Origin of the sequence: Rhodococcus sp. 06-462-5, from assembly GCF_002258315.1 — a bacterium.
Taxonomy (GTDB): domain Bacteria; phylum Actinomycetota; class Actinomycetes; order Mycobacteriales; family Mycobacteriaceae; genus Rhodococcoides.
This window is the reverse complement of record NZ_NOYD01000001.1, coordinates 360,740-382,611: the sequence shown is the minus strand read 5'-3', so window position 1 is coordinate 382,611 and position 21,872 is coordinate 360,740. Positions and strand designations below refer to the sequence as shown.

Genomic DNA, 21,872 nt, shown 5'->3' with positions numbered 1-21,872 from the left:
ACCGATCACACCTTCGAGTCGGCGGGAAGGTATTTGCGTTGCGCTGCTTCGACTTCCGGAAAGCCGATGAGATCGACGAACTCGTGGTGCTGCAACGCGTCGGCACTGACGTCGGCCGGGGCTTCGCCGCCTGCGAGTCGGCGCAGAGCCTCACGAGCGGCTCCGGTGGCGGCCATCAGCACCTGAGTAGGCAGGAGAGCGAGTCGAACGCCGATCTGCTGCAACACCTCCGGGGTGAACTCGCGCTCGGTCCACGTCGACGCGGTCAATGTCGCCATCAGCGGGACGCCCACGGCGTCGTGACAGCGAGCCCACTCGTCGGCGGTCTCGAAGGTCTTCGTGACCGGCATGATCATGTCGGCACCGGCGTCGACATATGCAGTTGCGCGTCGGATCGCGTCGTCGCCACGCGCATCGGTGCGCGCGATCATCAGGACCTGCTCCGGCAGCGAATCCCGCACCGCCCGTATCTTGCCCGACGCTTCCTCGATGCTGATGAGGTCCACCGGCTCGCCCACGCAGATGGGGCACTTCTTGGGCGAGAGCTGATCTTCCATGAAGACGCCCTGAACGCCCGCGGCGGCAAATCGGCCTGCGGTCCGGGCCGCGTTGACGGCGTTGCCGTAGCCGGTATCGATGTCCGCCACCAGCGGGAGCGAGGACGCCTCTCCGATGGTGCGCACCGCCTGGAGGTTCTCGGTCATCGTGTACAGCTCGGCGTCGGGGAGTCCGAGGGCTGCCGACACAGCGAAGCCAGAGGCGCACAGGGCCGAGAACCCGGCCTGTTCGGCGAGCTTCGCCGTCAGTCCATCCCATACGCCCGGGGCGTACACCAGGCCCTGCTCGGTCAGATCTCTGAGTGTCGCGGTCATGAGCACCATCCATTTCGTAATGCGGAACGTATTCCGAATTTAGAGTGGCTCGGATCACAAGTCAATACCGGTAGGTGGACTCACCGGTGCCGATCGGTTCGTAGGATGGCGTCGACGCTTCACCCGACCGGAAGGAACAACACGTGGAAGTTCCCACCGAGTCCGATACCCACGCCGGCCGCGACATCGTCGGTGCCGTCGTCAAAGCCTGCACACTGCTCGATCACTTCGATACGACGCACCCGGTGTGGACACTCAACGACCTGACGACGGCAAGTCGAATGAACAAGACGACCGTGCACAGACTGATGACCACTCTCATCCATGCCGGATGGGTGGATCGAACGACCGAAGGCTCGTATCGGATCGCCATGCCCGTGTTCGAGATCGGCTCGTCGGCATTGACCCAACTCGACATCCGTGGTGCCGCGCAACCGTACCTGTCGGAGATTGCCGAGAAGTTCGGAGACACTGCGTATCTCATGGTTCCTGCGGACGAGGGAGCCGTTTGCATCGATCGCCACGAAGGGAGCAATCCCCTTGTGGTCGCCGGTATTTCGATCGGTTCGGTACTGCCGTATCACGCCACCGCGGGCCCGATGGCCATGCTCGCGTTCTCCGCTCGGATTCGCGACCGCTGGCTCACCGAAGACCTCCCTGCGTTCACGGATCGAACACCGACCGCACCCGACGAGTTGCTGACGCGTCTGGAACAGATCCGATCGCAGGGATACGCACTGAGCAACTCGGACTACCTCACCGGCGTCGCGGCCGTCGGAGCACCGATCCTCGGACGAGACGGCGCGGTCGTTGCATCGATCAGCGTGGGCGGCCGAGCGGAGACCTTCGAGGGCGATTCCCTGAGAGAGAAGGTGGCGACGATCCTGGCCTCCGCGAAGGGCTTGTCCCGTGTGGCGGAGGCGCTACCTGCGCCAGGACGAGAACATTGAACTATCTGTAGATCTACTGAACCAGCTAGAGAGCCGAATACTCACCTGCCGATTCGCTCGATCAGTTTCATGGCATCGAAGGGTGCGTATCCCTTGATGTCGTTGTCGAAGTACACGTGGACGTCGAGGCCCGTGGCCGTCCAGTCCGAGATCTTCGCGGCCCATCGATCGAGCGCCTCATCCGTGTAACCGCTGGCATACAGCTCCTCGTCGCCGTGCAGGCGGGCGTACATGAAATCGGCTGTCGGAGTGTCGACGTACGGATACTTGCCGGCAGTATCGGCGACAACGAACGCAATATCGTTCTCTCGCAACAACTCCACGGCCTCGTCGGTGGCGAAGCTCTGATGCCGAGCCTCCACGCAGTGCCGAAGCCGCCGGGACGACGCAGGCGGCAACAACACTCGATCCTCGGCCAGCTTGTCGTCGCGTGACTGAGCCAGCGTGACTGCAGCAGAAATTGTCCGAGGCAACATGGCAAAGAAGTCCGACAACTTCTGCGCGTCGAACTCGAGGTTCGGTGGCAACTGCCACAGAAACGGCCCGAGCTTGTCGCCCAGCGTCAACACTCCGGTGGCGAAGAAGTTCGCGAGCGCTGCCTCGACCCCGACGAGCCGTTTGATGTGGGTGACGTAGCGACCACCCTTGATGGAGAAGACGAAGTCGTCCGGCGTCTCGTCGTGCCATTTGGTGAAGCTCGACGGCTTCTGCATCGCATAGAAGGTGCCGTTGATCTCGATCGACGTCAGATGTTCCGATGCGTACCCGAGCTCCTTGCGATGAGCCAGGCCCGCCGGATAGAAATCGCCTCGCCACGGCGCGTACGTCCAACCGGAGATGCCGATCAGGACTCGGGGGCGATGCGACGCGGACATGTGCAGACTGTAGACGGGCGGTACCGTCGTTTCCGTGCGATCCGCCCCACGGCACGTCGATGTGCTGACGTATCTGTTCACGGCCGTATTCGCTTACGGCACGGCAGTTCATCTGGTGCAGCTCGTCGGCGGTGGATCCGATCCTTATCCGGGGGTACCGGTAGTTGTCGCGTGGTTCTTCGTCGCGCTCGTCGTCCTCGATCCGCTCGCGGCAGTTCTCATTGCTCGACGCAGACGTATCGGATTGGTCTTGGGCGCAGCGATCTTGCTTGTCGATGCGGCGGCCAACGCCGTCGTGAACTACCCGCCTCACGATCCGACGGACGGAATGACGGCAGGTCGCGTCGGACAGGCCGTGGTCACTGTCTTGGCGGTGCTGCTGGTCTGCACAGCTCCGCGACTCTGGCGCTGGTACCGGTAGCCATGATCGTCGAGTAGCTGGCACCACCATCGATGTCGGACCATAATCGGTTCTATGCGGTCGGGTGGACGAGCGGTGGTGCTGACGCTGGTCGCTGCCGGTGTGTGGCTCTTCGCGACGCCGCAACTCGATCCCGGAACCGCGGATTTCGTGGCCGCGCCGGCACCCGTCGCACCGGCTGCCCCCGTCGTCGAACCGCCACCGCTATCGCTCGAGGAGCTCTCGGCTCGCGTCGCTCCCACCGTCGTCACGCTCTCGGCGTCCGCAGGATTTTCTGGGGTCGCGGGCACCGGCTTCGTCGTCGCACCCGACGGAATCGTGCTCACCAACTTCCACGTCGTCGAGAACGCCACCGAGATCAGCGCAGTGCACATGGGCAACGGACTGATTTACGACGCCACCGTGTTGGGTTACGACAAGTCCCGTGACGTGGCGGTCGTGCAGTTGATCACCGCGGCCGACCTGCCGGTGGTCGAGCTTGCCCCGGACCCACTTCCGGAGGTGGGTGATGCGGTGACTGCCATCGGAAATGCCTCGGGTGCAGGGGTATTGGTGCCTGCACCGGGAGCGGTGACCGCTCTCGATCAGCAGGTGCGTACGCGCAGTTCGGTGGACGGTTCGCGGAATACGTTGGAGCGAATGATTCGCGTCGATGCCGATGTGCGAGCAGGGGATTCGGGTGGGCCACTCTTCGACGCCTGGGGCCGTGTGGTGGGCGTGAACACCGCGGGGTTGTCCGACGAGGCCCGCAACGGTACGGAAAACACGCCGCCGCAGGCCCCCGAGGCCTATGCCGTCCCGATCTCCGAGGCGGTCGCGGTGCTCGATCAGGTGGTCGCGGGCCGGTCCGGCGGCACGGTACACGTTGGCCCCACACCGTATTTCGGAGTCTCGGTGCGCGATGTGTCCGTCTTCGAGAACAGGCCGGCGGTCGGGGCGGCCGTCGTATCGGTGACATTCGATTCCCCAGCGGAGGCGTTGGGGTTGTCTGCGGGAGACGTGATCGTGACGTTCGACGGCACCGACATCGGATCCTCCTCGGACCTGTCGGAGGCGCTACTCGGACGTCGCCCGGGCGATTCCGCCGTCGTCGAATGGGTCGATGATGCGGGCGTAACCAGCTCCGGCACAGTCACTCTCGCCCCGGGAATGCCGACCGCGTAAAGGTCAATCCTGCAATACCGACAACACATTGCCCGCCGGGTCGGTGAACCAGGCAATCAGCGGTCCGCCGTGTCGAAAGATTCCCTTCTCATCGGTGCCCATATCCGGGTACTGCTCGAACACAATCCCTTTCGCGATCAGGGTGTCGACCGCACTGTCGATGTCGGCAACCGGGAAGTTCAAGATCGTGTACTGGGCAGGCACGTGCGCGGGACGTGGATAGATCAGCACCATCGCTCCGGTGCCGAGGTGCAGCTCGAGCATGCCCATCTCGTTCTCGGTCACCGTCAGTCCGAGGGTCTCGGCGTAGAACGTGCGCGCCGCCTGCAGGTCGTCGACGGCGAATCCGGAGAACGGTTGCCTGGTCAGCTCCAAGGATGTCATCGTCGAATTATCGCGCTCTCGCACGTGCCGCGGGCGGATATCCGAGTAGCGTGGATCTCGTGACTATTCGCCTCGGTTACCAGATGCCCAACTTCAGCTACGACGGTTCGGTCGCAGAACTCTTTCCCCAGGTCATCGCGCAGGCGCGCGAGGCCGAAGCGGCCGGGTTCGACACCGCATTCGTGATGGATCACTTTTACCAACTCCCCGGAATCGGCAAGCCAGACGAGCCGATGCTCGAGGCCTACTCCGCGCTGTCCGCCCTCGCGACGGCCACCGACACCATCCAGCTCTCCGCGCTGGTCACCGGCAACACCTACCGCAATCCGGCGATTTTGGCCAAGACCGTCACCACGCTCGACGTCGTCAGCGGCGGGCGCGCGATCCTCGGTATCGGTGCCGGCTGGTACGAGCTCGAGCACCAGAGCTTCGGACTCGAATTCGGCACCTTCACCGACCGTTTCGAGCGTCTCGACGAGGCACTGCAGATCATCGAACCGATGCTGCGCGGACAGCGCCCCACATTCGACGGCCTCTGGTACCAGGTCGAGAACGCGATGAACGAGCCCCGCATTCGCGACGATTTGCCGATCATGCTCGGCGGCGGTGGCGAGAAGAAGACGTTCGGATTGGCCGCACAGTTCGCCGATCACCTCAACATCATCTGCGACGCAAACGAATTGCCGCGCAAGATGGCTGCCGTGCAGGCCCGTTGCGAGGAAGTCGATCGCGATCCCAAGGACCTCGAGACTAGCTTCCTCGCGTTCGTCATCGTCGATGAGGACGGCGACAAGGCCAAGGAACTGCAGCGCGAGTTCGTGCTCAAGCAGGGCCTCGATCTGACGAACCTGTCGGAGGAGGACGCGGCGAAGGCCACCGATCGCCACTTCTGCGGGACTCCCGACGACGTGGCCGAACAGGTGCAGAAGCGCGTGCTCGATCAGGGTATCGACGGCATCATCATCAACCTGATCACCAACGGACACCAGCCGGGAGCCGTCGAACTGGCAGGTAAGGCCCTGAAGCCGCTCGTCTAGATTTTTCTCCAGCAGTAGCCGCGGGGGCGCGTGCAGTGGCATAGTTCCCCCGTGGCTCAGCTGAGGATGAACGGGCACCGTGTCTTGGTCGCAGACCTGACCGGCGACTCCCTGCGCGCGATGTCGGGTTCGATGGTGGCGTACGAGGGCGACGTCACCTTCAAGAACGCGGGAATGGGTGGCGGCGGAGGATTCCGCGCGGCCCTGAAACAGAAGGTGACCGGCGAGTCGCTGAAGTTGATGGACGTGTCCGGCAAGGGCACCGTCTACTTCGCCGTCGACGCTCAGGACATCACTCTCGTCGAGGTACAGGGCGACAATCTCCACGTCGAATCCTCCCAATTGCTCGCTCTCACAGGGCAATTGAAGACCGATGTCAAGTTCTCCGGTCTTCGTGGCGCAACATCGGGGCAGGGTTTGTTCACCACCGTCGTCAGTGGGTCGGGCACCGTGGCGTTGCTTTCGAAGGGTGGACCGATCATCGCCCTCGCCGTCGATCCGCAGTACCCACTCGTCGTCGATCCCGACGCGTTCGTTGCCCACCGTGGCCAGCTGAATCAGAGCTTCGTCACCGACGTCACGTGGCGCTCCGCCATCGGCGGCGGTAGCGGCGAGGCGTTCTCCCTCCGCTTCGACGGCCAGGGCGTCGTCTACATCCAACCCGAGGAGCGCTGACGTGCCGCTCGAACTCGTCAACAGCAAAGTCGTGAAATCCGTTCTGGCACCTAATCAGAACGTGCTCGCGCGTCGTGGATCGATGCTCTACTACACCGGCGACGTACGGTTCGTTCCGCACTCGATGGGCGGTTCGGCCGGAGCCATGCCGGGCATGGGCGGCATGGCGGGGATGGCAGGCCGGATGATGGCAGGTGAGCACGTGGCGATGATGGCCGCCGAGGGTCAGGGTGAGGTCTTCTACGGCCACGCCGGGCTGTACATCGAGGTGATCCATCTCGACGGGTCCTCGATGCTCACCGTCGAAGCCGATCGACTTCTGGTACACGACGGCTACCTCCAGAGTTCCATCGTCGCGTTGACCTCGCAGGGCGGTGTTCGCGGTGCAGTGCGCGGTGCGATGACCGGGCAGGGTCTGTTCACGACACAGCTCACCGGCCAGGGCAGCGTTGCGGTTCTCTCGCACGGCGGCGCAACTCCACTGCAGGTCGGACCGAACAACCCCATGGTCGTGGTCGATCCGCAGGCGTACGTGTGCCACATCGGCAACATCAACGTCGACATCTCCGCGAACGTCGGGTGGCGGGACGCCGTCGGCAAGGGCAGCGGTGAGGCCATCCAGCTGAAGATGACCGGTATGGGCACCGTGTGGGTGCAGGCGTCCGAGCAGAAGTTCTGAGGAGCAATCTCATGGGTCTCGAAATCCACACCCCCTACACGCTGCCGGTCAACGACAACGTCCCGGGCAACGACTACGCGTTCTGCGTCGAACTCGCAGGCCAGCCGTGGTTCACGTCGAAGGGCGCGATGATCGCGTACTACGGCAACGTTCGCTTCGAACCACTCGGGCAGACGTCGATGCCCGCCATCGTGGCGGCGCGGTTCTCGTCTCCGCTCTACTCGAACGACTGGGTTCTCGCGCAGGGTCAGGGCAAGCTGATTCTCGGCGACCGCGGATTCAACATCAACAGCTACGACCTCGACGACGGCAACCTGACGATCCGAGCCGCGAATCTGCTTGCGTTCGAGCCGACTCTGGATCTCAAGCAGTCCATCGTCCCCGGATTTCTCACCCTGCTCGGTACCGGTAAGTTCCTGGCCTCGTCCAACGGCACCGTCATGTTCGCCGAGCCGCCGCTGCGCATCGACCCGGAAGCGCTTGTGGGATGGGCGGATTGCCCGTCACCCTCGCATCACTTCGACGCCGACTGGATGCAGAACTTCCTCGGGGCAGCCCGCGGATTTCTCGGTGCCAACAGCGGCGAGGAGCGACAGTTCGACTTCACCGGTGCAGGCACAGTGCTGATCCAATCGAGCGAGAAGGTTCTCAACGATTCACATCTGTTGCGGTACGTCGAATCGCAGACGGTCTCGCTGGGCCAGAACTCCTTGAGATCTCTGCACAACTCCATCGGAGCCCGACTACAGCAGGGCGGCGCGTAGTACCTCGACCACACCGGCAGGGTTGTCGGCCATCATGACGTGCCCGGCATCGGCGACTCGTACGACCTCGACTCCAGCGCTGATCAGTTCGGCCTCCTGACTCGGCGGGCCCGTGCGATCTCCGTACCCGAACACCCTCGGCACCGTCAGCGACTCGAACATTGACCGAATCGTCGGCTCCGGTCCCACACACAGCCCGACCGCAGTGCGGTGAAGGGCGACCGGATCGGCAACGCGCAGGGTGGACGCCCACTCCGGATCGGCGGCGGTAATGAGCTCCGAGATGCCGGACTCGACGAATTCGCCTTCGGTTTTCCGAGCGATCTCGATGCTGGCGGTACCGTCCCACGGCAGCAGGTTGGGTTCGAGCACGATCAGTCGGCCCACCAGATCCGGCCTGCGGTACGCGAGCACGGTGGCGATCGATCCACCCAGGCTGTGACCCACCAGGTCCACCGACGAGAGATTCCGTCGATCGAGCATGTCCGCGATGGCCGCAGCATGGTCGTCGAGCGAGTATCCGATGTCGTGCGGACGGTCGCTGAATCCGAATCCGAGCAGATCCGGCAGTAGGCGCTCTCGGCCCTCGAAGGCAGAGTCCGTGGCGATCGCGCCGAACGCCGGGACGCCGGCCGAACCGAGCCCGTGCAGGAACACCATGGCCGGTTCGGAGTCGCCCGGCAGGGTGAACGTTCGTACGCACGGCGGCTGTTCGGAGAAAACGCGCATACTGGAGTATCACCTTCAGGAGGTACTGCCATGGCCAACCAAGGACCCTTCGGATTCGGATCCGATGACTTCGACAAGTTCGCCCGTGAGGCAACCGAGGGCCTGCGTGAGGTGGTCGGCTCCCTGTTCGCCTCGGGCTCCGGCGCACCCAAAGCTCCGCCGGAGCCTGAAACCACAGGTCAGAAGGGTGACGGAGTCTGGGCGATCTACAGCGTCGACGACGCCGGATCACCGCAGATCGACCAGCTCTACGCCACCGAACTCGATGCCCTCCGTGCACACAAGGACAACACCGACCCGCGTCGACGCGTCCGCTTCCTGCCGTACGGCGTGAGCGTCAGCGTCCTCGAAGACTGAAGCGGGAGCACTGGACCGCGCTCGGGAATGGCCAGGGGGTGCGGATCGGTTGCGCGATGATCACTGCTGCGACGACGGTCGCAGCACCGACCAGTTGCAGAGTCGAGAGTGACTGGCCGAGAACGAGGTACCCGAGCACAGTTGCCGCGAGTGGGCTCGCGAACGACAGAAACGACACAGCAAGCGCGGGAAGTGTGCCGATACCGCGGAACCACACCGCGTAGGCGAGAAGCGCGCCGATCACACTGAGGTAGAGGAACCCGGAGACGTTCTCTGCCGTGATGGAGTCAGGAAGACCTTCTCCGAACAGCATGAACGGGCACAGAACCGAGCCTCCCACCGTCAGCTGCCATCCGGTGAACGTCAGCACTCCGACGCCCTCGGGTCTGCCCCATCTCTTCGTCAGCACCAGCCCGGAGGCCATGCTCGCCGCCCCCGCGAGTCCTGCGAGGACCCCGATCGGATCCAGTCCGGCGTTCGGCTGGAGGACGAGAAGTCCCACCCCCACCGCACCCATGGCACAGGCAACGATGTGCGTGCTCTTGATCCTTGCCCCGAGCAGTCCCACACCGAGAACGAGCACGATCATCGGCTGAACACTCATGACGAGTGCCGCGACACCGCCGGGCAGGTGATACGCCGCAACGAACAGAAAGTAGAAGAACGCGCCGATATTGAGCACACCGAGCACGATCGCGCGCCACCACCAGATTCCGTGCGGTAAAACGCGTCCCAACGCGACAAGGATCAGACCGGCGGGCAGTGCACGCACGACCGACGCCAGAAGAGGACGGTCGGGCGGAAGGAGTTCGGTCGTCACGAGGTACGTGCTTCCCCAGACCGCGGGCGCAAGGACGGTCAGCAACGAATCGCGCACCGTGCTCCCGGATTTCATCGAACCGGCACGGCGTGCACGACACCTGATCGCGTCCGCTACGGAAGTTCCTTCTGAAGGCCTCATGTCTCGTTCCCGAATAGTTCGATGTCGAATTGTTCCCCGTCGAAAGAATAGGGCAGGTGCTACCGTTCGTCAAACGGTTCGATGTCGAAATATCGATTGCCATCCGCAGTGCGCAAGGAGAGTTCGTTGACCGACGCAGTCGATTCGTTCTTGGAGCAATGGAAACGAGAGCGGCCCGAGATGGAGGCATCACCCATGGGCTTGGTCGGGCGACTGTCGCGGACCTCGCGATTGGTCGAACACGAGATCCGTGGCTACTTCGCCGGGGAGAACATGGAGCCCTGGGAATTCGACGTGCTGGCGACGTTGCGCAGGTCGGGGCCGCCCTACACTCTGACGCCGAAAGACCTGGTCGCCCGCACGATGGTCGGCTCGGCCGCGATGACCAACCGGGTGGACCGCCTGGTGACGAAGGGTCTTCTGACCCGCGAAACCGACCCTGCGAACCGGCGCAGCATTCTGATCACGCTGACGGCCGAGGGACACGACGTGGTCGAACGCGTCGTGGACGGCCATGTGGCCAATGCAGCCCGCCTGGTATCGGATCTCGAACCCGACGAACGAAGCGAGCTGGAGCGGCTTCTGCGAAAGTTGTCGATCTCTCTCGGAGACACCGGCGGCGTCTGACCGCGGGTGATCACCCCAGCTCGACGCCACCGAGCTCGATGCCATCCGTGCATACGGAGACGACTCCGCCCCGCGTCGACGCGTTCGTCCGCTGCCGTACTGCGTGAGCGTCAGCGTTCTGCAAGGACCGAATCGGGTGCATTGGACCGCGCTAGGCGCGGCTGGCTGCACCCGATTCACGCAGGCTCGACTCCAGCGAAGCCAACGACGCTTCGAGGAACTCCGCTGGTACCGCCGGCAGTCCACCGACGTGGGCGCGGACAGCCTCTGGGGTATCGGTCCAGTCGTAGGTGAGGGTCACTGTCGTGCCTTCGTCCGCCGCCGCCAGGTCGTAGCGCCACCACCAACCGCCGTGGTTCACGGATCCATCGTCGGTCAGCGCTCCCGGCAACCATGCGATGGTTCGATCCTGCTCGTATGCGGTCACCAGGTTGTGCACCACATAGTGTCCGCCCGCGAGCTCGTGAAACATGTTGACCGCGAACACCTGCCCCATTGCCGTGATGCGATTCGAGTCCACCGCCGAGCGCACCCAGTCGCCCGGTTCGGTGTCCTGATGTCGGTTGGGGTCGGTCAGAACGGCGAAGATCTCGGCGGGGCTCGCGGCCATCGTTCGGCTCACGGCAAGAAACTCTCGGACGGCCTTCATGCGCCGCGGACAGCGTAGGCAATGGTTGCACCGGCAGAATTCATGATGAATGTGCTCATGCAGGGACAGACTCCTCGCGACACCGAATCTCACCGGCAACGAGTTCACGGTCGGTTCGGAAAGCCACTCAGCCAGGAAACCCTGGTAGACCGCCTCGCCGTTCCCCGACAGCGGCAGCGCGTTCGACTGAGGTCACGCGAGAAACGCCTCTACCGCATCCCCGGCCTGGTCGACGCCTCCCTGCGATCGCACCTCCGCACTGATCTCGGCTGCGCGGGAGGTCAATTCGCGCGCGGCCGCGACGGCACCCGCGAGGCTCCCGGCGGTCACTTTCTCGAATTCGAGGTGCACGCCGACGCCGAGTTCGGAGAGCATTGCCGCGTTGCCGAATTGATCCACTGCCTGGGGGATGGCCACGGTCGGGACGCCGAACCACAGGGCCTCGGTGCAGCTACCCATCCCGGCGTGGGTGATGAACACCGTGGCGGCGTCGAGCACGGCGAGCTGCGGAAGATGTTCGTGCAGTTCCACATTGGCAGGAATTTCACCGAGCGTGGCCGGATCGACACGTCGGCCGATCGAGATCACCACATGCCAGTCGGTGTCAGCGAAGGTGTCGATGCACAGTCGGTAGAACTCGGGTCGCTCGTTGTATCCGGTACCGAAGGAGATGTACAGGATCGGGCCTTCGGGTACGGTCCAACTGCGATCGTTCAGGCGTACCGGGTCGAGGCACGGTCCGACGAACTGCACCGTGTCGGCCACCCGGTCGGCGTGCGGCTGCATCACCCGAGGAATCAGAGACAGGCAGTGCGCCGGATACGTGATCCATTCCCATGGATCGGCGTCGATGTCGTTGTCTCGCAACCACGATGCGTAGGCATCGCGATACGCAACGCCCGTTGTCGACTCGCGGATAGAGGTCATCCCGTCACCGAGATCCGCGACGTATCCGTCCCACGCCACGTACGTCGGCGAGAGTTGCACGGCCGTCACCCCGTAGCGCACACCGAGGACGGGTGCCGTCATTCCGCCGATGTCGTACAGGAACAGATCCGGCTGATCGTCGTCGTAGAACGCGGTGAGCACGGGATACGACGCAATGGCCTCGTCGAGGAAGACCTGCATCGCCGCCGCCGGATCGTCCGGCCATGAAGCCTCTCCGTCGGGAAGTATCGAGGAGAACGGCACCACCTCGACGCCCGCGGGTTCGACAACGTGACGCAGAGAGTCACCGACGGCATAGGTGACGCGATGCCCTCGCCTGACCAGCTCGGCGATCACGGCCAGCGATGGATAGATGTGACTGGGGGCCGTCGTGCCGATCATGGCGATGTGCATGATTGCCACCGTAGAGCCCACACGGGGTAGCGAGCTAGTGGATTTCGTTGGCGATCAGATCCAGCAGGCCGGGAAATCGATCGTTGAGTTCCTGGCGTCGCAGCGTCACTTTGCGACTGTTGCCGCGGTCGACCTGGAATACCAGACCCGCTTCACGCAGGACGCGAAAGTGATGCGTCAGAGTCGATTTCGTGACGCCGAGCTCGAACGACATACAGGTGCGCTCGGCACCGTCGTCGTCGCCGACTAGTTCGGTGACCACCTTGCGGCGCAGTGGATCCGCCAGTGCAGACATCACGGCACCGAGTTGCATCTCGTCGGGTTCGGGGTGCCCGTTCTCGTCCACCAACGACGCCGCCTTTCGCTAGGTACGACTTGCGTCGTACCTTCAAACCTGTTCTAGTACGAAAAGTATCGTACCTAGACGCAGGGGGATCCATGAGAGCAGTTCTGCCGGTCGTACTCGCAGCACAGTTCGTCGTACCGATGTCCATCTCGGGCACCGCCATCGCGATCCCGGTGATCGCGGCCGATCTCGGCTCCGATCCGATTCCACTGCAATGGGTCGTCAACGGCTTCAACGTCGCGTTCGCGCTGTTCACCGTCGTCTGGGGTGCGGTCTCGGATCGCATCGGACACCGCACGTCGTTTCGCATCGGCGTCGTACTCACGGCCGTCGCCAGCCTGGTCAGCGCCTCGGCGTCCTCGCTGCTCCTGCTCGACGCCGCGCGGGTGTTCGCCGGCATCGGTGCCGCGGCGGTCCTGGTGGGCTCGACGTCCATTCTCTCGCTGCATTTTCAGGGGACCGAACGTGCGACGGCGTTCGCCCTGTTCGGCACCGTGAACGGACTCGGGTTGGCACTCGGGCCGACCATTTCCGGACTGCTGATCGCCGTGCTCGATTGGCGTGGAGTGTTCGCCGCTCAGGCCCTCGTTCTGCTCGTCGCGGCCGTCGGGACTCTGGCTCTTCCTGCTCTGCGAAGCGCATCCACACCATCGAAAATGCTGGATGTCGGACTGCTGCGCAACCGTCGCTTCCTCGCTCTGTGCCTGGTCCCGGTCGCCGGAGCCATCGGATTCGTCACCCTGCTCACCTACTTGCCCACCGCGCTCGGTGCCGTCGCGTCCCTGACTCCCGGACGAGCCGGACTGTTCATGCTGGCGATGACGATTCCGGTGCTGATTGCCCCGCTGGCGGTCGCCAGGTCCATCGTCGTCTTCGAGGCCGTCACCCCCGACCGGGTGATTCTGACGAGTCTGGGCTTCCTGGTTCTCGGGAATCTCGGCATGCTCGCCCTGCAACCCGGCGTCTCGATCGCCGCCGTCGTGGTCCCGATGATTCTGTTGGGGCTCGGCTTCGGGCTCCCGATCGGTCTGGTCGACGGCGAAGCACTCGCGGCAGTTCCACCGCACAGCAGCGGTACCGCGGCAGGAGTACTCAATCTCTTCCGCATCGGTAGCGAGGCCGTGATGGTCGCCGGCTACGCCTGGCTGCTGACGATCCTCGTCCGGGACCGGGTGCCCGACGAATCCGACGCCGAGGCAGCGGCGGCCGGACAACCGGGATTCGCCGACGCCTACGCCCACGCCTTCACCGAAGTGATCGCCCTCGTCGTGGTGGCCGTTGCCGCCACGGCAGCGCTGATCATCGCACTTTCCCGGACGGGCAGATCCGACGTATCGTCGGCGAATGTCTTTTCTGCAACCGGTGACCCTCACTGACGATCTGGTGACCCTCGAGCCGCTGAGCCACGATCACCTCGAAGGTCTGTGCGACGCCGCGCGCGACGGCGAGCTGTGGAATCTCTGGTACACCAGCGTGCCGAAGCCCGAGGAGATGGCGGCCGAGATCGACCGTCGACTCGGACTGCTGGACGCAGGCACGATGCTTCCGTTCACGCTGCGCCGCAACGACACCGGGCAGATCATCGGAGCGACGACCTTCTGCAACGCCGACGCCACCAACCGTCGCGTCGAAATCGGATACACCTGGAATGCCCGCTCCGCGCACGGAACCGGCACCAATCCCGCGAGCAAACTGCTGCTGTTGACGCATGCATTCGAGGAATTGGGATGCATCGCCGTCGAATTTCGTACCCACTGGATGAACCTGCAGTCGCGTACGGCGATCGCGAAACTGGGCGCGAAGCAGGACGGGATTCTGCGCAATCATCAACGCATGTCCGACGGTTCGTTGCGCGACACCGTCGTGTTCTCGATCATCGAATCCGAATGGCCTACCGTCCGCAACGAACTGCGCAGGCGTACCGCACGGTAGGTTGACCCCATGCGCGTGGATGGGCGGGACGTTCCCGTAGCGGGAAACCTGCTTCAGCCGCTGGTGCGGAGAACCAGTGACATCATTCGTGTCGTATCGGCCGCGGCACTGCTGGGCGTGGTGATCGCCGGTTCGCTGATCACCAGAAATCAGTGGGATGCGCTCGAGCAATCGGTATCGAACATCGTCGGCGTGCTCAGCCCCGACCAATCCAATGCGGTCTACATCGTCTACGGCGTCGCCATTCTCGCGCTCCCGTTCGGCGTCCTGATCGGACTGATCGCGGGCCGCAAATGGAAACTGCTCGCCGGATACGCGGCCGCGGCTCTGCTGGCTGCGCTGGCGCTGTCGATCACCGGAACCGGGATCTCCACTCCCACCTGGGACCTCGATGTTCCCGAGCGACTCGACACGTTCCTCGCGCAGTTCCTCGACGATTCGCGCTGGATCGCGATGCTGGCTGCGGCGCTGACGGTTTCCGGCCCAGGTCTCCCCGCGAAGTGGCGTCGGGCATGGTGGACGCTGTTGCTCGCGTTCGTACCGATCCACCTGGTCGTCTCCACCGTGGTCCCGGCTCGCTCGATGCTCGGACTCGCGGTCGGCTGGCTCGTCGGAGCCGTCATCGTGTTGCTCGTCGGCACACCGGCGCTGGAGGTTCCGCTCGACGCGGCGGTTCGCCTGTTCCACAGTCGCGGCGTCACCGTCCGCAGCTTCACCGTCGTCCGTCCGGCCGGCCCCGGCCCGTTGGTGTTGAACGCGCACACTCCCGACGCCGATGTGGTGGTCGAGTTGTACGGGCAGAATCAGCGCAGCGGCGGTGCCCTGCGTCAGTCCTGGCGGTGGATCACGCTGCGGGGCAGCGAAACTGCGCCGTTACACGCGTCGATGCGTCGAGCGGTCGAGCATCGCGCCCTGATGGGTCTGGCCATCAAGGGGTTGGGAGCGGCAGGCAGTCACCCGTTGGCGGTGGCAGCGCTCGACAGAGGATGGACCCTGTACGCGCACAGTCTGCCCATCGGTGATCCGGTCGAGGCAGAGCACGACGACGCAACCCTCGGCGCACTGTGGTCGGCCCTGAACACCCTGCACGAGAATCAGATCTCCCACGGCGACCTGCACCGCGGCGAACTGAGGATCCACGACGGCAAGGCCCTCTTCTGCGGTTTCGGCCACGCCGAACTGGGTGCGTCGGATTCCCAGATGCAGTCCGACGTCGCCCAGTTGTTGCTCACCACGGCAGACCTGTTCGGCTCTCAGCGCGCCGTCGCCACCGCCATCGACGTACTCGGCTTCGACACCGTGATCGCGGCCTCGGGTCGATTGACCAAGTCCGCCATCCCGCCTCGCATTCGCCAATCGGTGCTCGACGCCGACAAGACGATGAAGGCGGTTCGGCTCGAGGTTCTGGAGCAGACCGGCACCGCCAAGATCGAGGCCGAACAGGTCACCCGATTCAGCCGCAACCAGATCATCTCGCTCGTGTTGTTGATCGGATTGGTCTACGTCGCATATCCGTTCATCAGTGCGGTTCCCGCGTTCGTCACCGAACTCGGTTCGGCCAACTGGTGGTGGGCTCTGCTCGGTCTGTCGGTGTCGGCACTGACGTACGTCGGTGCCGGAGCCGCGTTGTGGGCGTGCGCACTGGGCAAGGTCAGCTTCTGGAATCTGACGGTGATGCAGGTCGCCAACACCTTCGCGGCAACCACTACTCCCGCGGGTGTCGGCGGACTGGCCCTGAGCGTTCGGTTCCTGCAGAAGGGCGGGCTGGGAACGGTTCGCGCGACGGCTGCCGTGGCGTTGCAACAGTCCGTCCAGGTGATCACGCACGTGAGCCTGTTGATCTTCTTCAGCGTCGTCGCAGGCACCTCGTCCGGGCTGTCGAACATGGTGCCGGGCAACACCGTGCTGTATCTCCTCGCAGGTGCGGCGTTCGGCGTCGTCGGAACGTTCATGTTCGTACCCAAGCTGCGCCGCTGGCTGCGGGTCGCCGTCCGGCCGCAGATCAAAGAAGTCCTCGGCGAACTGGGCGAACTCGCTCGCGATCCCAAACGATTCTCGATCATCATCCTCGGCTGCGCGGCGACGACGTTGGGTGCCGCGCTTGCCTTGTGGGCGAGCATCGAGGCCTTCGGCGGCGGCACCACGTTCGTCACCGTCACGGTCGTCACCATGATCGGCGGGACCCTGGCCTCCGCCGCGCCGACGCCGGGCGGTGTGGGTGCCGTGGAGGCCGCGCTCATCGGCGGTCTGGCGGCCTTCGGCGTGCCCGCATCCATCGCCGTCCCGTCGGTCTTGCTCTATCGCGTCCTGACCTGCTGGTTGCCGGTGTTTCTCGGGTGGCCGACATTGCGGTGGCTCACCAAGCGAGACATGGTCTGATTCGTCCGATTCAGGGTGCGCGTATACCGTGAGTGCTAGCGTTCGTGCAGGTGGGGGCCTTACTCGACGGAGGGCGTTGCGATTTCCGATCTGGGAGAGTTCATCCCCACCACCGAGGAGCGTTGGGTTCGTCTTTTCATCAGCGGAATGACGCTGACGTTCGGACTGGCCGGTGTGCTGATGATCCCTGCGGGGCAGTTCTCCGGTCCGGCCTCGATCGCGGTTCTCCTCGCGTCGGCCACCACGGTGCCCGTGGCCATCGCCTGGTACCTCCGTCCCTGGACATCCCCACGCCTGGCCACGGCCTACATCCTGTACGCCGATGTCGGGATCGTCTCGGTCCTGTTCGCCTTTCGGACTCACTTCGACGCGATGCCGGGTTGCGCGATGTTCGCGATCGTCGCCGCCTTCATCGTCGTCGGAAGTTCCTATCGGATGATGGTCGTACACCTCGCCGTCGCAAGCGTCACACTGCTGACGCTCGGTGTCCTGGCCGTCATCGACGGTGCCGACCCGTGGTCGGCTGCGTCCCGCATCGTCACCATCGGTTCCCTGTACGCGGCCCCCTTCATGATCAAGGCCTACATCGGGCAGCTCCGACTCAAGGCCGCACGGGCGCTGCGCGACCCGTTGACCGGCCTGTGGAATCGCCGCGGTCTGCTCGACACCGTGGACACCCTCGGCGGCTCGCCTTCCGAGGCCGGCGATGCCGTGGGGGTGACGGTCCTCGACATCGACCGTTTCAAGCAGATCAACGACAGATTCGGCCACCCCTCGGGCGACGCCGTCCTGATCGAGGTCGCCCGGCGCCTGTCCGAGGCAGTGGGTGATCGGTCGGCGGTCGCACGACTGGGCGGTGATGAGTTCGTGGTTGTCCGAACCGGCACTCGCGAGGAAATCACTCAGTCGGACAACAGGATTCGAGCCGCCCTGGAGGAGACGTTCGACGGGCCTCGGTTCACCACCAGCCTCGGATCCGCGGTCGAAGCACTCGATTCCGAGACCAGCATTCATGTCCTGGTTCGACGGTTGATCGCACTGGCCGACATAGAGATGTACCGATTCAAGTCACGAACCTCCGGGAACGCGGTGTCCGAGCGACTTCCCGAAACGAACTCCCACGAACAGACGCGGATACGGATCGACGAACTCATCGCATCCGGCGGCCCCGATATCTTCTTTCAGCCCATCTGCGACACCGTCACCGGATCCGTCGTCGGCTTCGAGGCGCTCTCACGCTTTCCCTTCGGTGCCGGATCTCCGCTGTCGTGGTACCGCGACGCCACCGAGGCCGGCATCGGCCCCCGCCTCGAACGAGCCGCACTCGACCGGGCGCTCGACGCGATGCACGATCTGCCGCCGGGATCGTTCGTCTCGCTCAACGCATCGGCCGACACCATCCGGACGACGAACCTGCTCGATCGACTACGTCCGCACCTGGCGTCGCGGACGTTCTACCTCGAGATCACCGAGCACGAGCGTGTCGACGACTACCTCGCGGTCACCCGAGCCATCGACAGTCTCCGCGCTGCGGGAGTACAGATTTCCATCGACGACGTCGGTGCCGGATTCGCCGGTCTACGCCACGTGATCGAACTGCGCCCGGACATCCTCAAAGTGGACTACGCGCTGGTCCATGGGATCGACCGTGATCCCCTGCGGCGAGCGGCCGCGGCCGCGATCATCGACTTGGCCCGGCAGATCGATGCCGCCGTCATCCTGGAAGGCGTCGAGACCGAAGCGGAACTGCAGGTGGCGAACGAACTCGGGGCCGAAATGGTGCAGGGCTTCCTCACCGGCCGACCGGAACCGGCGTCCGCGCACTCCCATCGACGAGTGGCGACGTAACCGAACCTTCCAGGATCAGAACGACGAATCGACGGTGAACTTGGTCAACGACGGCGCTGCGGCGAGCAGCGGCGGCAATTCGACGATCTTGCCTGGACCGGCGCGGAACTCGCGGTACTTCGCATCGGCCTCGGCCGACTCCCACGTCTCGTAGGCAATCACGTGCGCCTCGTTCTCCTCGTCGACCCACACCTCGACGCCGAGGCAACCCTCGAATGCGCGAGTATCGGCGAGTACCGTCCGCAACAACGCGCGGGCCTCGGCGACGGACTCGGGCTTGAACGTCAGATCCAACAATGCAATGAGAGCCATGACCCCAGTCTATGGGTCGTTCCGCAGGCTCCACTCCCGCCCACACTGGTCATCTGAGCCGAAGTGCCAAGTAGAACTCGATTCTGTCCTCCAGTCGCGACAGATCACGACCGGTGAGTTCCTCGATGCGCTGGATGCGATATCGGACGGAATTGACGTGCATGTGCAGTTGTTCGGCACAACGCGTCCAGGCACCGTTGGTGTCGAGGTACACCGACAGTGTCTCGACGAGATCACTGTTGTGCAGGTCGTCGTAGTCCACGAGGGGAGTCAACAGCCTAGAGGTGAACATGCGTCGCACGTCGTCGGGTACGTTGGCGAGAAGTATTGTCAGCGTGGCCAATTCATCGTGCCCGACGACGCTGCAGTCCGAGCCGCGGCGCTCGGCGAGCCGGCGGGCGTAGCGCGCTTCCTCGATCGCGCTTCGGATGTCGGCGGGCGCGGTCGGAGCGCTGACACCGATCGAGGTACCGCTACCGATCAGCCCCGGTGCCAGTGTGTCGACGGCTCGCCGAACGGAATCGGTTCGGTCGGTTCGCGCCTCCACCAACGCGATGGCCTCGTCGTCGACGATCCCGACCGTGATCTCCAACGGTGCCAGCACTTCTCGCAACAGTGGACGTAGCTCACCGAGCCGCAGCGGTTCGCCCGATGTGGCCACAGCCACTGCAGCGTAACGTGTTTCGATATCGAGTCCGATGACGTGCATCTGGGCGAGGATGTCGGCGGACGTCGCGCCCCCGACGATCGCGCGCACGAATTCCTGGGCCAGAATTCCCGACCCCGAGAGACGGTCGTCGACGCGACCGCGCTCCACGGCCACGATCGACGCCAGCTGCCCGGCCAGAGACAGCCTCGGTGCATCCCATGTCTGCCAATCGCTTTCGAATGCCACGAACCAATCCACGACCCGCGGTGCGGACTCTCCATCGACGGCGAACACCGACACGCGCTGCTCTCGGCAGTACCGCGGCAGCCGCACCGACGTCATGAATTCCTGCGCCACGGCCTCGGTGTCCGGCGGGTTGTCGGATCCGGCGAGTACCCGTCCCGACGCAGTGACCACCCAGCAGTTCATGCCCAGATCGGAACTCACCATCTCCAGCAGCGGCCCCAATCCGCCGCCAGGGCCTGCGCTCGCCACGAGGCGCCGATGCCGGTCGAGCACGAGACTCAGGTCCGAGGCTCTCGCCGTCGACAATTGCCGGACGACGCTCTCGGTGACCGTGGCGAAAGCAATGTCGGCGGGTACACGAAAGAGCGGTAGCCCGTGCTCGAGGCAGGCGTCCACCAGATCGTCGGGCACCACGCCGTCGTCGGACGCCGCCAGCGCTGCGATGCCGGCCTTGGACACCGCCCGTACGAAGGTCATCGAGTCCTCAGGGCCCGTCCGCCACATCAGACCGGTCAGGACCAGTTCTCCGCCACTGAGGTAGCGGCTCGGATCGAGCATGTCGGTGGTCACGACCCATCTGATGGTCGGATCGAAGTGCTCGGGCGCGACGATCGGCTGCAGCTTCAGATCGGGGAGATCGGCGAGATCACGCAGCCTCACGGTGAATCGACCTCCTCTTCGTAGGATCCTCCAAAACCTACACTGTGATCGCCGTCATACTTCGTCGTTCCTGTCTCTCGTTCGTATCGCGCCCGGCGGCTGTACTGGGTGAACTTGATATGCAGACAGCGAGCGGAGAGCAAAGATATGCAATTCCTGCGACCACAGACCTGGAGCGACGCGTTGGCCGCAAAGGCCGACGATGTCGACGTGGTGCCCATCCAGGGCGGCACCGACGTCATGGTCGAGATGAACTTCGATCTGCATCGTCCGGGGGGATTGCTGGACCTGAACCCGATCACCGAGCTGACCGAGTGGGAACAGCTTCCCGACGGCACCCTGCGGGTGGGAGCCGGTGTGCCGTACGTACGCATCATCGCCGAGCTGGGAGACAAGCTTCCCGGCATCGCCCAGGCGTCCCGCACGGTCGGTTCACCGCAGATCCGCAATCGCGGCACCGTCGGCGGCAACCTCGGCGGCGCGTCACCCGCAGGCGATCTGCACGCACCCCTGCTCGCTGCAGGTGCCACCGTGGAAGTGGAATCGGCGGCACGCGGCGTACGGATGATCCCCGCGACCGAGTTCTACCTCGGCGTCAAACGGAACTCGTGCAAGCCCGACGAACTCATCCGCGCCTTCCACGTGGCACCGGCAGCAGGGCCGCAGTACTTCTCGAAGATCGGCACCCGCAACGCCATGGTCATCGCCGTCTGCTCGTTCTCGATCGCACTGTTTCCGCAGGAGGGTCGCGTCGGTACCGGTCTCGGCTCCGCTGCGCCGACGCCGCGCCGGGCTTACGATGCCGAGAACTACCTCGCGGCCGAACTCGAGTGGGACGGTGCCCTCGATCCTCGGGTGTCGGAGGAGTTCGGCCGATTGGTCAGTGCAGCAGCAAGTCCCATCGACGACGTACGTGGCACTGCCGATTACCGCAAGCACGCCCTGTCCGTGATGGCCCGGCGAACACTGGGCTGGGCATGGCGGGACCTCACAGCCGCACGGAAGGTGGCCTGAA

The 21,872-nt window shown here is 64.3% G+C and carries 24 protein-coding genes; 14 read left to right on the top strand and 10 right to left on the bottom strand.

What is annotated here, in order from left to right:
* Positions 1-5: 5 nt before the first annotated feature.
* Positions 6-881, bottom strand: a complete 876-nt coding sequence (locus CH251_RS01900) for an oxaloacetate decarboxylase (protein ID WP_094611547.1) — start codon at positions 879-881, stop codon at positions 6-8.
* Positions 882-1,015: 134 nt separating this feature from the next.
* Here CH251_RS01900 and CH251_RS01895 point away from each other — a divergent pair, with 134 nt between their 5' ends.
* Entirely contained in the window at positions 1,016-1,822 is an 807-nt protein-coding gene (locus tag CH251_RS01895) for an IclR family transcriptional regulator (protein WP_094611546.1), read from the top strand.
* A 41-nt stretch (positions 1,823-1,863) separates the two neighbouring features.
* Here CH251_RS01895 and CH251_RS01890 read toward each other — a convergent pair whose 3' ends face one another.
* Positions 1,864-2,697, bottom strand: coding sequence for a DUF72 domain-containing protein (locus CH251_RS01890; protein WP_094611545.1), 834 nt, complete (start codon positions 2,695-2,697; stop codon positions 1,864-1,866).
* A 34-nt stretch (positions 2,698-2,731) separates the two neighbouring features.
* Between CH251_RS01890 and CH251_RS01885 the strand changes: the two genes are divergently transcribed.
* Positions 2,732-3,118, top strand: a complete 387-nt coding sequence (locus tag CH251_RS01885) for a hypothetical protein (RefSeq protein ID WP_143537938.1) — start codon at positions 2,732-2,734, stop codon at positions 3,116-3,118.
* A 54-nt stretch (positions 3,119-3,172) separates the two neighbouring features.
* Positions 3,173-4,282 (top strand): S1C family serine protease, encoded by a 1,110-nt coding sequence (locus tag CH251_RS01880; RefSeq protein ID WP_094611543.1) that lies wholly within the window; start codon positions 3,173-3,175, stop codon positions 4,280-4,282.
* Positions 4,283-4,285: 3 nt separating this feature from the next.
* On the opposite strand, the gene CH251_RS01875 is transcribed toward CH251_RS01880, so the two are convergent.
* Positions 4,286-4,666 (bottom strand): VOC family protein, encoded by a 381-nt coding sequence (locus CH251_RS01875; RefSeq protein WP_094611542.1) that lies wholly within the window; start codon positions 4,664-4,666, stop codon positions 4,286-4,288.
* 59 nt (positions 4,667-4,725) lie between these two features.
* Between CH251_RS01875 and CH251_RS01870 the strand changes: the two genes are divergently transcribed.
* The 4 genes from CH251_RS01870 to CH251_RS01855 all read left to right on the top strand — a co-directional run bounded on the left by CH251_RS01870 (position 4,726) and on the right by CH251_RS01855 (position 7,821).
* Complete coding sequence (locus CH251_RS01870; protein ID WP_179273686.1) at positions 4,726-5,703, top strand: LLM class F420-dependent oxidoreductase; 978 nt, start codon at positions 4,726-4,728, stop codon at positions 5,701-5,703.
* A 66-nt stretch (positions 5,704-5,769) separates the two neighbouring features.
* Positions 5,770-6,378 carry an AIM24 family protein gene (locus tag CH251_RS01865; protein WP_094611541.1) on the top strand — a complete coding sequence of 203 codons (609 nt, stop codon included), beginning with the start codon at positions 5,770-5,772 and terminating at the stop codon, positions 6,376-6,378.
* 1 nt (position 6,379) lies between these two features.
* Entirely contained in the window at positions 6,380-7,057 is a 678-nt protein-coding gene (locus CH251_RS01860) for an AIM24 family protein (RefSeq protein WP_094611540.1), read from the top strand.
* An 11-nt stretch (positions 7,058-7,068) separates the two neighbouring features.
* Positions 7,069-7,821 (top strand): AIM24 family protein, encoded by a 753-nt coding sequence (locus CH251_RS01855; RefSeq protein WP_094611539.1) that lies wholly within the window; start codon positions 7,069-7,071, stop codon positions 7,819-7,821.
* Here CH251_RS01855 and CH251_RS01850 read toward each other — a convergent pair.
* Positions 7,801-8,550 (bottom strand): alpha/beta fold hydrolase, encoded by a 750-nt coding sequence (locus CH251_RS01850; RefSeq protein WP_094611538.1) that lies wholly within the window; start codon positions 8,548-8,550, stop codon positions 7,801-7,803. The genes CH251_RS01855 and CH251_RS01850 overlap by 21 nt on opposite strands.
* Before the next feature lie 30 nt (positions 8,551-8,580).
* On the opposite strand from CH251_RS01850, the gene CH251_RS01845 reads away from it, so the two are divergent.
* Positions 8,581-8,907: a hypothetical protein gene (locus CH251_RS01845; RefSeq protein ID WP_094611537.1), complete on the top strand. Its 327-nt coding sequence runs from the start codon at positions 8,581-8,583 to the stop codon at positions 8,905-8,907.
* Here CH251_RS01845 and CH251_RS01840 read toward each other — a convergent pair.
* Entirely contained in the window at positions 8,888-9,784 is an 897-nt protein-coding gene (locus CH251_RS01840; RefSeq protein ID WP_256978753.1) for an EamA family transporter, read from the bottom strand. The two genes, CH251_RS01845 and CH251_RS01840, sit on opposite strands and share 20 nt — an antisense overlap.
* A 210-nt stretch (positions 9,785-9,994) precedes the next feature.
* Here CH251_RS01840 and CH251_RS01835 point away from each other — a divergent pair, with 210 nt between their 5' ends.
* Positions 9,995-10,495, top strand: a complete 501-nt coding sequence (locus tag CH251_RS01835) for a MarR family winged helix-turn-helix transcriptional regulator (protein WP_094611670.1) — start codon at positions 9,995-9,997, stop codon at positions 10,493-10,495.
* A gap of 151 nt (positions 10,496-10,646) precedes the next feature.
* On the opposite strand, the gene CH251_RS01830 is transcribed toward CH251_RS01835, so the two are convergent.
* From CH251_RS01830 to CH251_RS01820, 3 genes are all read right to left on the bottom strand, one after another.
* On the bottom strand, positions 10,647-11,144 hold the full coding sequence (locus CH251_RS01830) for an ATPase (RefSeq protein WP_094611535.1): 498 nt from the start codon (positions 11,142-11,144) through the stop codon (positions 10,647-10,649).
* Between the two features lie 192 nt (positions 11,145-11,336).
* Positions 11,337-12,485 carry a macrolide family glycosyltransferase gene (locus tag CH251_RS01825; protein WP_094611669.1) on the bottom strand — a complete coding sequence of 383 codons (1,149 nt, stop codon included), beginning with the start codon at positions 12,483-12,485 and terminating at the stop codon, positions 11,337-11,339.
* Positions 12,486-12,519: 34 nt separating this feature from the next.
* Entirely contained in the window at positions 12,520-12,831 is a 312-nt protein-coding gene (locus CH251_RS01820; RefSeq protein WP_094611534.1) for a helix-turn-helix transcriptional regulator, read from the bottom strand.
* A 92-nt stretch (positions 12,832-12,923) separates the two neighbouring features.
* Between CH251_RS01820 and CH251_RS01815 the strand changes: the two genes are divergently transcribed.
* The 4 genes from CH251_RS01815 (at position 12,924) to CH251_RS01800 (ending at position 18,990) form a co-directional block, all read left to right on the top strand.
* Entirely contained in the window at positions 12,924-14,207 is a 1,284-nt protein-coding gene (locus CH251_RS01815) for an MFS transporter (protein WP_094611533.1), read from the top strand.
* Entirely contained in the window at positions 14,176-14,763 is a 588-nt protein-coding gene (locus CH251_RS01810; RefSeq protein ID WP_032397303.1) for a GNAT family N-acetyltransferase, read from the top strand. The genes CH251_RS01815 and CH251_RS01810 overlap by 32 nt, the downstream gene beginning before the upstream one ends.
* Before the next feature lie 9 nt (positions 14,764-14,772).
* Positions 14,773-17,142 (top strand): lysylphosphatidylglycerol synthase transmembrane domain-containing protein, encoded by a 2,370-nt coding sequence (locus CH251_RS01805; RefSeq protein ID WP_094611532.1) that lies wholly within the window; start codon positions 14,773-14,775, stop codon positions 17,140-17,142.
* Positions 17,143-17,289: 147 nt separating this feature from the next.
* On the top strand, positions 17,290-18,990 hold the full coding sequence (locus CH251_RS01800) for an EAL domain-containing protein (protein WP_094611531.1): 1,701 nt from the start codon (positions 17,290-17,292) through the stop codon (positions 18,988-18,990).
* A gap of 15 nt (positions 18,991-19,005) precedes the next feature.
* On the opposite strand, the gene CH251_RS01795 is transcribed toward CH251_RS01800, so the two are convergent.
* Both CH251_RS01795 and CH251_RS01790 read right to left on the bottom strand, forming a co-directional pair.
* Entirely contained in the window at positions 19,006-19,302 is a 297-nt protein-coding gene (locus tag CH251_RS01795) for a putative quinol monooxygenase (RefSeq protein WP_094611530.1), read from the bottom strand.
* Between the two features lie 49 nt (positions 19,303-19,351).
* Positions 19,352-20,857 carry a PucR family transcriptional regulator gene (locus tag CH251_RS01790; RefSeq protein ID WP_256978752.1) on the bottom strand — a complete coding sequence of 502 codons (1,506 nt, stop codon included), beginning with the start codon at positions 20,855-20,857 and terminating at the stop codon, positions 19,352-19,354.
* Positions 20,858-21,004: 147 nt separating this feature from the next.
* Between CH251_RS01790 and CH251_RS01785 the strand changes: the two genes are divergently transcribed.
* The gene (locus CH251_RS01785; protein WP_094611529.1) at positions 21,005-21,871 is read left to right on the top strand and encodes a xanthine dehydrogenase family protein subunit M; all 867 of its coding nucleotides are present in this window, start codon (positions 21,005-21,007) and stop codon (positions 21,869-21,871) included.
* Position 21,872: the final 1 nt, after the last annotated feature.

Excerpts from the sequence above, each read along its gene's own strand:
- CH251_RS01900 (WP_094611547.1), bottom strand. The coding sequence starts at position 881 with ATGGTGCTCATGACCGCGACACTCAGAGATCTGACCGAGCAGGGCCTG.
- CH251_RS01890 (WP_094611545.1), bottom strand. The coding sequence starts at position 2,697 with ATGTCCGCGTCGCATCGCCCCCGAGTCCTGATCGGCATCTCCGGTTGG.
- CH251_RS01880 (WP_094611543.1), top strand. The coding sequence starts at position 3,173 with ATGCGGTCGGGTGGACGAGCGGTGGTGCTGACGCTGGTCGCTGCCGGT.
- CH251_RS01875 (WP_094611542.1), bottom strand. The coding sequence starts at position 4,666 with ATGACATCCTTGGAGCTGACCAGGCAACCGTTCTCCGGATTCGCCGTC.
- CH251_RS01865 (WP_094611541.1), top strand. The coding sequence starts at position 5,770 with ATGAACGGGCACCGTGTCTTGGTCGCAGACCTGACCGGCGACTCCCTG.
- CH251_RS01855 (WP_094611539.1), top strand. The coding sequence starts at position 7,069 with ATGGGTCTCGAAATCCACACCCCCTACACGCTGCCGGTCAACGACAAC.
- CH251_RS01850 (WP_094611538.1), bottom strand. The coding sequence starts at position 8,550 with ATGCGCGTTTTCTCCGAACAGCCGCCGTGCGTACGAACGTTCACCCTG.
- CH251_RS01845 (WP_094611537.1), top strand. The coding sequence starts at position 8,581 with ATGGCCAACCAAGGACCCTTCGGATTCGGATCCGATGACTTCGACAAG.
- CH251_RS01830 (WP_094611535.1), bottom strand. The coding sequence starts at position 11,144 with ATGAAGGCCGTCCGAGAGTTTCTTGCCGTGAGCCGAACGATGGCCGCG.
- CH251_RS01825 (WP_094611669.1), bottom strand. The coding sequence starts at position 12,485 with ATGCACATCGCCATGATCGGCACGACGGCCCCCAGTCACATCTATCCA.
- CH251_RS01815 (WP_094611533.1), top strand. The coding sequence starts at position 12,924 with ATGAGAGCAGTTCTGCCGGTCGTACTCGCAGCACAGTTCGTCGTACCG.
- CH251_RS01810 (WP_032397303.1), top strand. The coding sequence starts at position 14,176 with ATGTCTTTTCTGCAACCGGTGACCCTCACTGACGATCTGGTGACCCTC.
- CH251_RS01805 (WP_094611532.1), top strand. The coding sequence starts at position 14,773 with ATGCGCGTGGATGGGCGGGACGTTCCCGTAGCGGGAAACCTGCTTCAG.
- CH251_RS01800 (WP_094611531.1), top strand. The coding sequence starts at position 17,290 with ATGACGCTGACGTTCGGACTGGCCGGTGTGCTGATGATCCCTGCGGGG.
- CH251_RS01795 (WP_094611530.1), bottom strand. The coding sequence starts at position 19,302 with ATGGCTCTCATTGCATTGTTGGATCTGACGTTCAAGCCCGAGTCCGTC.
- CH251_RS01785 (WP_094611529.1), top strand. The coding sequence starts at position 21,005 with ATGCAATTCCTGCGACCACAGACCTGGAGCGACGCGTTGGCCGCAAAG.